The organism is Polyangiaceae bacterium, from assembly GCA_020633205.1.
Lineage (GTDB): Bacteria > Myxococcota_A > Polyangia > Polyangiales > Polyangiaceae > JAHBVY01.
In genome coordinates, this window is sequence record JACKEB010000010.1 from 862,819 (window position 1) to 876,069 (window position 13,251).

Sequence of the window (13,251 nt, forward strand, 5' to 3'; positions counted from 1 at the left end):
ACTCTGGCGACAGCTGAAAAGGTATGCTGCGCGCGACCTTGCGCCGCCTGCCGGACAATTGGTGGGGACTGGCGCGAACCACGGCTGGATGTGGGCCTCACCCTCGTCTCAGCACCAATCGGAGGTTTCAAGCATGATTCAGTGCCCGCGCTGCGGCCAGAACAACGACGACGCGGCAAAGTTCTGCGCATCCTGCGCTGCCCCGCTGCCCGCTGCGGCCGCACCGCCACCCGGCGCTCCGCCACCCGGTGCTCCCCCAGCAGGGTGGGGTCCGCCTCCGGGAGGGCCTCCCGGCGCTCCGCCGCCTGGCGCGCCTCCTGGACCTCCCCCACCCGCTCCCGCCGGCTGGGGCGCGCCACCCGCTTCGCCGTATGGCCCGCCTCCAGGCGCTCCACCCCCCGCGCCTCCGCCCGACGCGCCTCCCGTCGCGGGCGGCTGGGGACCACCCGCTGACAATCCGCAACGCGTCGGTGCTCCTGCGGCGGGCCTAAACCCGTTCGGTGAAACCATGGCGCCCGAACTCCAAGGCGGCGGCGCGGCCGCCGGTGGCTGGGGCGCGCCTCCTGGTGCGCCACCGCCGGGCGGACCGCCCATGGGTGGGCCACCACCCGGCGCGCCTCCTCCCGGATACGGACCGCCCGGTGCGCCTCCAATGGGACCGCCCATGGGTGGGCCACCGCCTGGCGCGCCTCCGATGGGCGCGCCTCCTCCCGGATACGGACCGCCGGATGCACCTCCAATGGGCGGACCGCCACCTGGCTACGGCCCGCCGGGCGCGCCTCCGATGGGTGCGCCTCCAATGGGCGGACCGCCACCTGGCGCGCCTCCCGGATACGGACCGCCCGGTGCACCTCCAATGGGTGCGCCTCCTCCCGGATACGGACCGCCCGGTGCACCTCCAATGGCGCCGCCCATGGGTCCCGCCGGTGACCCAGCATTCGCGCCAACGGCTCCGCCGATGGGCGATCCGGGAATGGGCGCTCCTCCCCCCGCCTACGCCCCGCCTCCGCCCGCTCCTGCAGCCGCCGCACCTGCGCCGGCCGCGGCGCCGGAGGGAGCCCGAGTGCTCGCAGGCTTCATCGTCAGCTTCGAAGGCAACGAGCTCGGGACCTTCTGGCCGATCTATGCAGGCAAGAACGTGATTGGGCGAAAGGACGCGATGGAAGGCCTCGACATCGAGATCGACCACCCGACTACGTCCAGCCGCCACGCGGTGATCAGCGCGACGGCTCGCCCCGGCAAGCTCACCCTGGAGGACCCCGGCAGCACGAACGGAACGTACCTTTCGGGCGAACGTCTACCCAACAACCAGCCTCGGGATTTGAGGGACGGCGACGCTGTTCGCTTCGGCGGCTACAGCTGCACCATCAAAGTGATCTGAGTGGTTTACGATTGGCCGCTGAGCAGCATGAGGCTCAGCGGCCCGTCAGCGCGTTCAACGGATAGCAGTTGCAAATGGATAGACTCGGCTTTGGTTGTGGCTCCGGCAGTGTCGGGGCTCGAATATGGGCGTGCATCGCCCTGGCGATGTGCGTTTGGATGCTTCCGGCTGCTGCGAGCGCCGCACCCGAAGCGCACATCCTGCGGATCGACCCGCGCGCCAGCACCGAGAGTGGAGATCCACTCATCACGATGGTTACCGAGGTCGTGCAGACCAAGCGCGTTGGCGATGCCACGAGCGCCTGCGCTGCGATGACAGGGAACTCGCTCTACGACTGCATGAGCGGCGCGCTGGAGAAGCCAGGCGCCCTCTACGAGGTGTTTCCTTTCCCCAAGGATAACGCCATCTTCACCGTCAAGGTCGACGGCGCTGACAGCCTGGGCAAGATCGAGAAGGTCGATCGCTGGGGAGAGCAGCTCAATCAGCCAGGTGTGGGTACCGCTTGGCTGATCATGATCGACGCTGACAAGCGGATGCAAGGCGGCTTCGAAGAGGCGAAGCAAGTCGCAGACCGCTTCGTCCAGAGCATGGGTCGCAACGACATCGTCAACGTCATGTTCTTCAATGACCGCGCGGTGTTCAAAGACTCCAAGTGGCTATCCGCAGCAGACAAGAGCAAGGCGAGTTCGGTCATCCGCTCTCAGTCGAGCGTCATGCCAAGCTCCGGTCGTAACCGCACGCTGCTCACGCTGATCAAGACGGGCGTCACCGATGCCTTCAAGAATCTCGGCAACGTGGGTGAGACGATTCAGGTGCCGATGCACCAGGCGTTGGTCGTGCTGTCCAGCGGCTTCGGCGGCACAGATCCCTCCACCACGGGTCCCGGCGCGCTGCAGCTCCAGCAGTACCTCACCGGCGGTCGCTTCCCGGAGGACAACACTGCGCTTCCAAAGATGCCGCTACCCATCGTGAGCATCTGGTTTCCGCATACGACCTACGACGAGTTCAAGAAGAACTCGATGGAGTTCATGCAGAACCTGGCAAACCCCGAGATCGGTGGTCTCTACACGATCATGCGCGGTGGCCAGGGCGGTCGGGCAGACACCATCGTCAAGGCGGTGCGCACGCGCTTCTCCAAGATGTACATGGTGAAGGTGCGGCTCTCCTGCGTCGCCACGAGCGTCACCCAGAGCTTCAGCTTGGTGTTCAACAACGTGAAGCCCCCGATCCTCGGTGACAACACGTTCAAGGACGTGCCGGTCGGCATCGATCCAACGACCTGGCCCCTAGACGTCAACCAAAAGCTGACTCAAGACAACATCGCCCAGGCTGGCGGGGTATATCCAGGCGGAAAATTCAAGGTCTTCGGTAACTTCTGTTGGGGCGGCGACACGAGTCGCGCCGAGGTGTATTTCCTCCCCGCAGGGCAAAACCCGCCAGCGGCGCTCGCCGGGGCGAACATCGATCAAGCCAAGAAGGCGCAGACCCAGCTGATTCAGCAAGGCATGCGCGGCAAGGCGATCGAAGCGAACGACACCTACGTGGAGTTCGAGGCTCCCGACAAAGACAAGATCATCCACGGCTCGGGCAGCCAGGCCGTCGCTCGAGTGGTGCTGTTTGACAATCGCGCCAAGCGCACGAGCGGCGTCACGGCCGACACGATTTTACAGGTGAAGGCGACCAGCAGTGGTCCTTTCCCGATCCTCTACGTGCTCATCGGGCTGTTTGGCCTGACGGTGATCGCGCTCTTGGTGGTGGTCATTGTACGCAGCGGTGGAAAGAACCGCCGCCCGCCTCCGCCTCCGCCTCCCGCAATGCCGCCGGGCGGTGGCTATGGCGGGCCTGGCTATGGCGGGCCCGGTGGTGGCTATGGCGGCGGCTATCCTCCGCAAGGTGGCGGCTATCCTCCGCAAGGTGGCGGTTACGGGGGCGGCCAGTACGGCGCCGCCCCCGGCGGCCCCGCCGCGATGTCGCCCGCAGCGCCGCCGATCGCGGCGGCGCCTCCCGCGGCGGAGCCAGCTCCTTTGGCTCCGCCCCCCGCCGCAGCAGCGCCTCCCGCTGCTGCCCACGGGCCGCCAACACCGGCCGCCGCTCCTCCTGCCTTCGCGGCCGCTGCTCCTGTAGCGGCCGCTGCTCCATTGGTGGTCGAACATCCACCAGATCCCGCTGCACCGGTGGTGAGCCCCGAGTTCATGTTCGGGGCTGAACCTCCGAAGTACGGTGTGACGACCGACGCACCTGCCCGACCGATGAAAGCGCCGCCCGACCCCTACCAGTCGGGCGTTTCTGCATCGAGGGCCACACTTCAAGGGTCACAAGGCGTGTTCACCGTCGTACCAGGAGTTGAGATGCGTGTCGGACGCGACGGATCCCAGTGCGCCATCCTACTAACGGAGCCACGGGTCAGCGGCCTCCACGCTTCGATCAAGATCGAAGACGGCAAGCTGATGCTGCGAGACGACAACAGCAACAACGGCACCTTTCTTAACGGCAACCGCCTCACTCCTGGAAGCTGGTCCAGCGTGCGCAACGGTTCGCTTCTTCGCTTCGGCCCAGCAGAGTTCAGCGTCAACCTGGAGTAAACCATGCGGCGAACCGCGCAAGGCGTGGTGATCGACTTTGCTGAGCTCAGTGACCCTGGCCGGGACCCGAGCAAGCAGACCAATGAGGACTCGAGTGCCTACGCGGAAACGCCGCTGGGTCACCTGGCGGTGCTGTGCGACGGCATGGGCGGGCACTTGTCAGGACAGGAGGCAAGCCGAGCAGCTGTCGACGCCGTGGTCCAACACGTGAGTCAGGCCACAACGGATAGCGACATCCCCAGCACGCTGAGGAGCGCCGTTCAAGCAGCTGGTCACGCGGTTTTCGCGCTGGGCGAAGGCGTGCCTGCCGGGGCACGCCCGGGCTCCACCTGCGTTGCCGCGCTGATTCACAAGAGCGGTCTCAGCATCGCCCACGTCGGCGACTCCCGCTGCTACCTGCTGCGCGACGCCTCCATCACACGGCTCACCCGCGATCACTCCGTGGTCCAAGAGCTGATGGACGCAGGCGTACTCACACCTCAGGCCGCCGCCGAACATCCAGACGCCAATCAGATCACCCGCGCCCTGGGCACTCATCGCGACGTAGAGGTCGAGCTGAGCGGTCCATTTTCGCTGCGGGCCCACGATGCGTTGTTGCTGTGCAGCGATGGCCTCACGGACATGGTGAGCGACGCAGAACTCCGTCAGCTCGTGCCTCAGAGCATCGCCAGCGGCCCGGCGGTCACTTGCCAACAGCTGGTGGACCTCGCGAATCAGCGGGGCGGCCACGACAACATCTCGATTCAGCTGGTCGAAGTCATCGAGGCGCCGCTTCACCAGCACGCGCCTTTGCCCACGCGCTTCGAAGCGGCGGGCTCGACGCTTCACGCCCAGGGTCCAGGCGCAACGCTGCACGCCGAGCCGCCGCCCACGCTACCTCACGGCGGCGCTCACCCCGTGTCTCCCACCGTGGGCGCGACCCAGCTGCTCGAGCCGGTAGGCGTGCCTGCAACGGTGAGCGACGACTCCGTGCCTCACACCGAGCGGGCACCGATCACGCTCGTCGACGAGCCAGCGCGGCCCAGCCTGCTCATGCGGCGCACAAGCGGCGCGGGTCGCAACGTCGTCACGCTCAGCGCCGGGCTCGCCCTGATCATCCTAGTGGCGATCATCGGCTGGTGGCTATTCGGCTCCCACACCCCTGCCCCGCCGGCCCCTCCTGAGGAGCCACTGATTGCGCCAGATCCGAGCCAAGGCCACGTCCTCGAGCTAGCGCCCCAGGCGCTCGATGCAGGTCCGGAAACGCCGCGGCGCCCCGATCAGCGGCCGTCGGCCAAACCTCCAGCGTTGCGCGACGCCGCTGCCCCCGCAGACGCGATCGCACCAGACGCTAGCAGCCCGTAGAGGCGCTTTGAGTATTGTGCGACAGTCCCACGCGCCTTCCCGCGCAAATGCTGCGACCCACTTCACGACCCTTACGCGACCCACGAGAGCGGTGAACTCAAGATGATCCCCGGCTTTGGCAAGCAGACCATCACCATTGGCAGTGCGCCCCACTGCGAAATTCGGCTCGGAGGACCCGGCGTCGCTCCCGAGCATGCACGCATCGTTCACCAAGGCGGGGGCCAGCTGGTGTTCGTCGACGGCGGCACCGGACAGACCACCGCAAACGGTCAGCCCCTGCAGCCCGCCTCCACGGTGCCCTTCGATTTCCGCACGCAATTCGTAGTGGGTCAGGCGACGCTGCCCAATGCGCATCCAGCCATCGCGCTGATGTTGCTCGACAAGGGGCAACTAGCGCCCACCCCCGGCGAACTGACGTTCGGCCGCGACGCGGCGCGATGCCACATCGTCGTCCACAACCAAAACGTTTCCGGGAGGCACGCAAGCTTCCGTCTGCAGCCGTTCAGCGTCACGGACCACGGCTCCACGAGCGGCACCTGGCTCGGCCAAGAGCGTCTGCCGCCAGAGCAAGCGCGGCCCATCGATGCGAACGCACTAGTCGCCATCGGCCCGGTGCCAATCGCCGCCAGTGTGGTGCAGCAGCTCCTCGCCGGCGGTCAACCAGCTGGAGCTCCGGCAGCTGCGGCAGGCGCAGCAGCTGGCGCGGCTGCAGCGGGCGGCAACTCCGGACCGCGCAAGAAGCACAAGACGGTCATCGGACAGGTGCAGCTCGGCGGCCCCACCGGCGCCGCCTTCAAGACCATCGGCCGCACCGAAGACAACGACATCCCGATCAATCACCCGCAGATCTCCAGCAAGCATGCCTTGCTGCACAAGATCCAGGGGCAGCTCTACTTGGAGGATCGCGGCAGCGCCAACGGCACCTACGTCCGTGGGCAGCGCATTCCGCCAGGGCAAAAGGTCCCGGTCCAAAGCGGTGAAAAGGTCTTCATCGGACCGATGCCCCTCCTGATCCAGGAGGAAGCACAAGAAGTCGCCGTCGTCGTCGAGGACTCGGCGCAGTGGGCAGGTCGCCCGCTGTACGAAATCGAAGCCTGGGACCTGGTGATTCAAGTCCCCGACCGCGACAACCCGAAGGAGCTCAAGACGCTCCTCGACCACATCAGCTTCAAGGCCATGCCCGGCGACTTGATCGCGCTGATGGGTCCATCGGGCGCAGGCAAGACCACGCTCTTGCTGACCTTGAACGGCTACATGCCGCCGACCCACGGTCAGGTGCGCATCAACGGCGAAGATCTCTACGCGATCTACGACGTGCTTCGCGGCTCCATCGGCTACGTGCCTCAGGACGACATCGTCCATCCAGAGCTCACGGTGTGGGAAGCCGTACGCTACAGCGCCAAGTTCCGCCTGCCGCCTGACTTCTCCGAAGACGAAATCGATCGTCGCGTCGACATGACGCTGCGCCAGCTCGGCCTCGACAGCGTCAAGCACCTGCAGATCGGTAAGCCCGAAAAGAAGGTGCTCTCTGGCGGTCAACGTAAGCGCGTGAACATCGCGATGGAGCTGGTGACGGACCCCATCATCATGTTCCTCGACGAGCCCACGTCTGGTCTCGCCGCAGACGACACCACGGCCTTGGTTCAGCTCCTCGCGGATCTAGCGAAGCAGACCGGTAAGACGATCATCACCACCATCCACCAGCCGGCGAAGGACGAATTCGAGAAGTTCAACCTGACCCTGGTACTCGGCGTGGGCGGTATCCCGATCTTCTACGGGCCCACCAAGCCGGACGCTTACCGCTTCTTCGGCTCGTTCGCCGAGCGCCAAGGCAAACCGAACGACATCGACAACCCGCGTGACATGTTCGACATGTTGAACCAGCGGGAAGGGCCGATCCTTCAACAGCTCTTGGCGCGGAACCCCAACGCCAGTAAGCAAGAAGCCCGGTCCATTGCCGCGCGGGAATGGCACAAGGAGTTCTTCAGCCCGCAAAACCCCACCTTCCAGAAGATGTTCTCTGGAAGGCGCGCCGTGGGCAGCGGCTCTCAGCAGCAACTGTCGCGCACTAGGCCCAAGGGGCGAGGCCAGTTCGGTCTCCTGCTGAGTCGCTACTTCAAGGTGAAGGTCCGAGACACCAGCGGCATCGTGATCATGCTCGCTCAGGCGCCCATCATCGGCGTGCTGCTCGCGATGGTGTTCGGCTTCACCAAGGACGCGATCCCGTACTGGTGCCTCGGGGCACTGCAAGAGCTCGGCAAGAAGTTCGGCAGCCTCGGCGGCGGTATCGGCGACACGCTGAACAACATGCAAACCACTCCGGATCACTCCGGCGCCGCGAACTTCCTCGTGGTCAGCGCGGTGTGGTTCGGCACCAGCAACGCAGCACGTGAAATCGTGAGTGAGCGCGCGGTCTATCTGCGTGAACGCATGGTGAACCTCGGGCTGTTCAACTACGTGTTCTCGAAGTTCTTCCTGCTGAGCATGTTCTGCGTGATCCAGTGCACGGTGCTCTTGGCCATCGTGTTCTTCTCGCTGGGCTTCAACGGCGGCCCCCAAGCCTTCGTGATCGATCTCGGGATCTTGGTCGCGGTGAGTATGAACTCCGTCGCCCTCGGCTTGCTGCTCAGCACCATGGTCGAGAGCGCGGAAGCAGCGATGGCACTCACTCCCATTGCGCTCATTCCCCAGGTCGTGCTCGCTGGCTTGATGGTGCCCATGACCACCAACCCGTATCTCAAGTGGCCGATGTACATCGTGCCAGCGCGCTGGGGCTTCGAAGGAGTGGTCGCTCAAGAGCGCCTCGCGATTGCTAGCGATCCAGCGTGGATCATCGACATCAAGAAGCCCGACGCCTCATCGGTTCCGGACTTCTTGGTCGCGGGCAAGTTCCACTGCGCCAAGGCGCAGATAGCCAGCTCGAGCTTCAACGGCGCTTGGGGCTTCGAGAACTGGGAGCTCACGTGGCTCCCCCCGGTGGTGCTCACCGTGATGATGTTCTCGATCCTGATGGTGGTCTTGGTGATCTTGAAGCGCCGCGACTCCGTGTGACCGAAGCCGCATCCCCTCCTCCCGCGGCGCGCAAAAACCCTGCGCGTCGCGTGCTGGTGTGGGCAGCGATGATCGGCTTTGCGCTGATCTTTGCTCGCGTGCTCACCAAGGAGCTCGAGGCCTCACGCTACGAAAAGGGCTGCAATCAGGGCGACATCAAGGCCTGCTTCAACCTCTGCGTTCAACGCCCAGAGGTCCGCGAGAGCTGCGCAAGAGTCCACAGCGCCTGCGACGAGGGCAATCGCTACGCCTGTGGTGCCGTGCGCTACTTGGAGCGCCACCCACCCCGTCCGCGTTGGTAGTTTCCGCGCGGCTATTTTTCTCTTTTTTTTTTTGGGGGGGGGGAGAGGCACAGCGAAAGGCCGGCCTGACTACCTCAAGGAAACGCTCAGACGCCCAAGCTCTGTAACGTCGACGGGGAGAGCCCGAGCTCCTGCATCGGCACCACCGTGAGCCCCGAAGCGTGCAGCCATTCCACCTCGGGCGCGTCCGCACTGACCCCCCAACACACCACCGCCCGCACCTTACGTCCCAACAACTCGCGGGCCCGCGCCCAGACCAAGCTGTCCGCCACCGCCACCTGGGCGCCAAGCTTCATCCCCATCGAGGTGCCCGTACGCCGGCGCGCCGCCGCCTCGAGCCCCACGCGGCGCGCCCAGTCGAACGCAGGTCGCTGCGCGGGCGAAGCACCAAGCGCCTCGACGCGCTGAGCGAAATGCGCGAGCTCCGTAGGCCCCAAGACCAAGACGCTCGGGTTGATGCGCCCCAAGCACGCATCCAGATCGGCCAGAGAATCGAGCCTCGCACACGGCATGTATGAGGTCGTGACGCCCGCAAGCGCCCGAGCGTAGAGCCCTACGGCATGCTCTGCCGGATCGTGCATCGGCAGCACCGGCATCGCGACGTCATCCCCATTTAGCTGCAGCGCGTGAGGCAGAGCGCGCGCAAGTTCCACCAGCTGCTGGTGCGCCAAGCGCACGAAGCCGCCGCCGCGATAGAGCACCAAGGCGAGCTGCTCAGGCGCTGATTGCTGGACCCCGCGGCGCTGCATGGCACCGGAGCGCGAACTCGGCGGGCGAGAGCTGCGTGCGCAGTCTTCGAGCTCACGCCCCTTACCCATCAAGTCACCCAAAGGCAACACTCCGTCGACGCTGGCCGCCCCCGCGAAGCCCACCAGCTTCTCGAGCGTGGGCAGCGACGCTTTGAGACCGCAAACCATTTCTGCATCCGCGCGGCAACCACACACCACGACCCGTACCTCGAGTCCGCGCAGCGTGCGCTCAAGCTCCTCGGTACCGAGACCGCTCGGCAACGCCACCGCTACCGCACCCGCCGCGAGCACTCCGAGATCGGCGATGGTCCACTCGGGGCCTTGCTCGGCGACCACGGCCACCTTCGCCCCAGGAGGCAGACCCAAAGCTTGCAGCCCAAGGGAGAACAGCCGCACCTGCGTGCTGAACTCGCGATAGCTCACGTCGCGCTGACGCGTCGGACGCTCGAAGTAGCGGTAAGCAACGCGTTCCGGTTGCTCCTGTGCGCGCCGAAAGAACAGCTCGCAAACACTCTCGAAACGATTCTCCGTCGATGGCAGCTCAAGCGACATAAGGACGATCCTTGGCGTGGGTGCTCACGGGGCTCGACTCTGGGTACGGCCCTGCACGCCGAACAAGCAATCGGTGCGCCCTGCTGGAGCAGGGCGCGGAGGGGATGGAAAGCATCCCCGACTCCCGAGTGCCTTTCAAGTCACCCGGCGCGGGAATGTAAGCCGTGCTCGCGGGTTGACGGCAGCGCGGGTGACGGCAGCTAAGGTGACTAGCACCGCACGCTTGAACCCTTCTTCCCACATTAGGCTCACACAGACGCATGACCTCGCCCGCAGCTCGCATCAGTAAGATCCCTGTCAGGTCCACGGAAACCTCGAAGGCATTCGGGCGTATACTGGAGGTAATGCGCACTCCCTCGACGTGTTTGCTGGCTCGGACTCAAGCTGATCGCCTATGGGCAGGACTACTCGCGGCGGCGGTCTTGGGTAGTGCCACGACGGTCGCAGTTGCTGCTTCCAGTACCGCATCCAACGCTATGGGAGGCACGAGCGACGCGAAACAGCTCACCTCTCCCCCCCCAAACAGGCTGAGCCAACCAGTGAAAGCTCAGGGCCAGCTCGGACCTGGCAAGGGGACGGTGTTCGTTGGTCTGGAGCCGCCGTCGGGCGCGAAGCTCACCAAGGGCTCTCCGGTGGTTATCGAAGCTTCGGGTGAGGGGCTGAAGTTTCCGAGCAAGCTGAAGACTCAGATGGATCCGGGTAACCCCGTCGCGCTCCCTGTAGAGGTGGACGAGTCGAGCCCGGGCAAGGCCCAGATCAAGCTGTCGTACTACTGGTGTCACGCGGGCGACTCCGGACAGTGCGTTCGGGAGCGCGCCGACCTCGCGGTCAGCCTCGACCTGACGGGTGACGCCCCGGGTGGGGAAGCGTTTTTCAGCTACCGCGCCAGCGCGAAGTAACTCGACTCACGGGCGCCGCTCAGCCAGCCCGCTCTCTCGTGTAGAGTGCGGCCATGTTCGAGCTTCCTCAAGGCCGCATCACGGGGAAGGCGCTGCGCGCCTTGGTGAAGGCGGTCCGCCACACACCCGCCCACCGCCTCACCAGCGCCGTGCTGCGCCAGCAACTCGGGATCGAAGATCTCAAGCGCCTGCCTGAAGACGCTCGTCTCGCCCTCCCGATGAACTACCTGCCGGTGCGCGCACGTCCGGATCACGGCCGCCCCAGCGAGAACAAGCCTCTCCCCGCGGATCAAAAGTGGCCTAACACCACGCAAGGCTACGCGCGGGCGCTGAGAGAAGGGCGTATCACCGCAGACGAGCTCTGCGAGCGGGCGTTCGTCGCCGCCAAAGACCTGGCCCGACACCAACCGAGCCTTGGACCGCTCTCGGAGCTCGACGAAGACGGCGCGCGAGAAGCCGCGACGGCGTCCGCCAATCGGTTCCGCGCGGGAACGCCCCTAGGTCCTCTCGACGGCGTGCCCGTCGCCATCAAGGAAGAGATCGATTTCACTGGGCTGCCAACCCGCCTCGGCACCGGCTGGATGCCTCAGTCACCGGCCACCAGCGACTCCACCTGTGTCGCTCGACTGCGCAACGCGGGTGCGTTGCTCCTGGGTCAAACACCGATGACGGAGTACGGCCTCTCACCGCTCGGCGGCAACGTACACCGCACGATGCCACGCAACGCGCATAATCCCGGCCACCTTCCTGGGGGAAGCAGCAGCGGTTCCGGCGTCGCCGTCGCAACAGGGGTCACCCCGGTCGCGCTCGGCGTAGACGGTGGCGGCTCCATTCGCATCCCGGCCTGCTTCAACGGAGTGTTCGGACTCAAGCCAACGTTCGGGTTGATCCCGGCCACGGGTCACGGATCTGCCGGTGGGAGCTCAGTGGTCCACTTGGGGCCCATCGGCGCCTCGAGCTACGATCTCGCCGTATTCCTCGAGGCAACGGCCGGCAGCGACTGGACGGACACGGCCTCGCTCCCGGCACCCGCGTACAACCAGGGCGATCTGGTAGCGGCACTCAGTCGGGGCGTACGAGGCCTGCGCATCGGAGTGATCGAATCCGAATGGGACGCCGCGAGCCACGAGGTGAGCGATGCAGGTCACCGTGCCCTGCGCGCCCTCGAGGCCGCCGGTGCGGAGCTAGTGCAGGTGAAGCTACCGCTAGTCCGCCACGCTGCTGCGATGGGCTATCTCACGATCGGCCTGGAGATTTTCACCGCGATGCGCATCGAACGCGCTGAGCATATGGACGAGCTTGGCCTGGACGTTCAGCTGCTGATGCGCGGTATGGAGGCGTTTGCATCCGACGACTACCTGGATGCCCAACGCCTGCGCGCCCGGTTGCGCGCGGAAACAGCCAAGCTGCTCTCCGAAGTGGACGTGCTGGCGCTGCCAACGACCGCTGCGACGGCGCCTCCCGTGACAGAGGCAGAAGCAAGTCAGGGCTTTGTGGATCCCCCTGCGCTGGAGGATGCATGCCGCTTCGCCTTTCTCGGCAATCTTACGGGGATCCCGGCGGGCACCGCGCCGGTTGGTCTCGGCGCTAGGGGATTGCCGATTGGACTACAGATCCTCGGAGACGCCTATGACGAGGCGTGCGTGCTCGCAGTCCTCGCAGAGCTCGAGCGCTCAGGGGCCGCACGTGCGGAGCGCCCGGCAAGCGGACTCGATCTACTGGATATGTGACCGAAGCCGTCGCCCGCGGTCACGCCTCGCTGAACCCACGCGATCCGTACAAACACCAACAGCGCCCTCACGGGGCGCTGTTGAGTTTGCTTTCCGCGCTGAAACGAGACGCGCTCGAATTGGCGGCGAGGAGTTGTCAGAGTTCGCCGGCCTTGGCCTTACCAACCCACTTCTGGATCTCTTCCTCGATTACGGCCATCGCCTTGCCCTTGAAGGGTTTGAGGAGGAAGGGCACGTCGAGGTCCATCTCGATCGTGCTGTCGTTCACCTCGAGGCCGCCCTGGAGGTTCACGCCCTTGGCGGTGAAGCCAATGTTCGCCTTGGTATCGGAGACCCAGTTCGCCGTCGGGTTGTACTTGGCGAAGCGCTCTTTGTAGGAGTCGAACGCCTTCTTGCAGACCTCGACCGCTTTTTCTTTTCCTAGACCGTGATTTACCGTGTGCTTCATATCGTCTCCGGGGGCGGACCCTAGCACTTGTTCGTCGGGCTTTGGGCCATTCGCCTGGTTTTTTCCGGCGCTGCAGCCGCTCAAAACGGGTGTCGCAACCACGAGGGTCTGCAGTGCCGAGAGAGTGCCTTGCAACCTCCCGACCAGCTGGGTCCAGACGCGAGAACGCTGCGTTTTTCGGCAGTTAGCTAGGGCATGAGACGAGGCCAGAGC

The 13,251-nt window shown here is 65.4% G+C and carries 9 protein-coding genes; 7 read left to right on the top strand and 2 right to left on the bottom strand.

Annotation, left to right across the window (positions count from 1 at the left end; all coding sequences use genetic code 11):
* The first annotated feature begins 508 nt into the window (after nt 1-508).
* The 5 genes from H6718_03535 (at nt 509) to H6718_03555 (ending at nt 8,660) form a co-directional block, all read left to right on the top strand.
* Nucleotides 509-1,381 carry an FHA domain-containing protein gene (locus tag H6718_03535; GenBank protein ID MCB9584439.1) on the top strand — a complete coding sequence of 291 codons (873 nt, stop codon included), beginning with the start codon at nt 509-511 and terminating at the stop codon, nt 1,379-1,381.
* A 2,192-nt stretch (nt 1,382-3,573) separates the two neighbouring features.
* The gene (locus H6718_03540; GenBank protein MCB9584440.1) at nt 3,574-3,963 is read left to right on the top strand and encodes an FHA domain-containing protein; all 390 of its coding nucleotides are present in this window, start codon (nt 3,574-3,576) and stop codon (nt 3,961-3,963) included.
* 3 nt (nt 3,964-3,966) lie between these two features.
* Nucleotides 3,967-5,307 carry a serine/threonine-protein phosphatase gene (locus tag H6718_03545; GenBank protein MCB9584441.1) on the top strand — a complete coding sequence of 447 codons (1,341 nt, stop codon included), beginning with the start codon at nt 3,967-3,969 and terminating at the stop codon, nt 5,305-5,307.
* A 102-nt stretch (nt 5,308-5,409) separates the two neighbouring features.
* Complete coding sequence (locus H6718_03550; GenBank protein ID MCB9584442.1) at nt 5,410-8,358, top strand: FHA domain-containing protein; 2,949 nt, start codon at nt 5,410-5,412, stop codon at nt 8,356-8,358.
* A complete protein-coding gene (locus tag H6718_03555; GenBank protein ID MCB9584443.1) occupies nt 8,355-8,660 on the top strand; it encodes a hypothetical protein in 306 nt (101 codons plus the stop codon). Before H6718_03550 ends, H6718_03555 begins: the two co-directional genes overlap by 4 nt.
* A gap of 86 nt (nt 8,661-8,746) precedes the next feature.
* Here H6718_03555 and H6718_03560 read toward each other — a convergent pair whose 3' ends face one another.
* Nucleotides 8,747-9,961 carry an AMP-binding protein gene (locus H6718_03560; GenBank protein MCB9584444.1) on the bottom strand — a complete coding sequence of 405 codons (1,215 nt, stop codon included), beginning with the start codon at nt 9,959-9,961 and terminating at the stop codon, nt 8,747-8,749.
* A gap of 539 nt (nt 9,962-10,500) precedes the next feature.
* Here H6718_03560 and H6718_03565 point away from each other — a divergent pair.
* Together H6718_03565 and H6718_03570 are read left to right on the top strand one after the other, a co-directional pair.
* Nucleotides 10,501-10,860, top strand: coding sequence for a hypothetical protein (locus H6718_03565; GenBank protein ID MCB9584445.1), 360 nt, complete (start codon nt 10,501-10,503; stop codon nt 10,858-10,860).
* Nucleotides 10,861-10,913: 53 nt separating this feature from the next.
* Nucleotides 10,914-12,590: an amidase gene (locus H6718_03570; protein MCB9584446.1), complete on the top strand. Its 1,677-nt coding sequence runs from the start codon at nt 10,914-10,916 to the stop codon at nt 12,588-12,590.
* 136 nt (nt 12,591-12,726) lie between these two features.
* Here the strand turns inward: H6718_03570 and H6718_03575 are convergent, their stop codons facing one another.
* Complete coding sequence (locus tag H6718_03575) at nt 12,727-13,038, bottom strand: polyhydroxyalkanoic acid system family protein (GenBank protein ID MCB9584447.1); 312 nt, start codon at nt 13,036-13,038, stop codon at nt 12,727-12,729.
* Nucleotides 13,039-13,251: the final 213 nt, after the last annotated feature.

Coding starts and splice junctions, on each gene's coding strand:
- H6718_03575 (MCB9584447.1), bottom strand. CDS start 13,038: ATGAAGCACACGGTAAATCACGGTCTAGGAAAAGAAAAAGCGGTCGAG.
- H6718_03550 (MCB9584442.1), top strand. CDS start 5,410: ATGATCCCCGGCTTTGGCAAGCAGACCATCACCATTGGCAGTGCGCCC.
- H6718_03570 (MCB9584446.1), top strand. CDS start 10,914: ATGTTCGAGCTTCCTCAAGGCCGCATCACGGGGAAGGCGCTGCGCGCC.
- H6718_03560 (MCB9584444.1), bottom strand. CDS start 9,961: ATGTCGCTTGAGCTGCCATCGACGGAGAATCGTTTCGAGAGTGTTTGC.
- H6718_03545 (MCB9584441.1), top strand. CDS start 3,967: ATGCGGCGAACCGCGCAAGGCGTGGTGATCGACTTTGCTGAGCTCAGT.
- H6718_03540 (MCB9584440.1), top strand. CDS start 3,574: ATGTTCGGGGCTGAACCTCCGAAGTACGGTGTGACGACCGACGCACCT.
- H6718_03535 (MCB9584439.1), top strand. CDS start 509: ATGGCGCCCGAACTCCAAGGCGGCGGCGCGGCCGCCGGTGGCTGGGGC.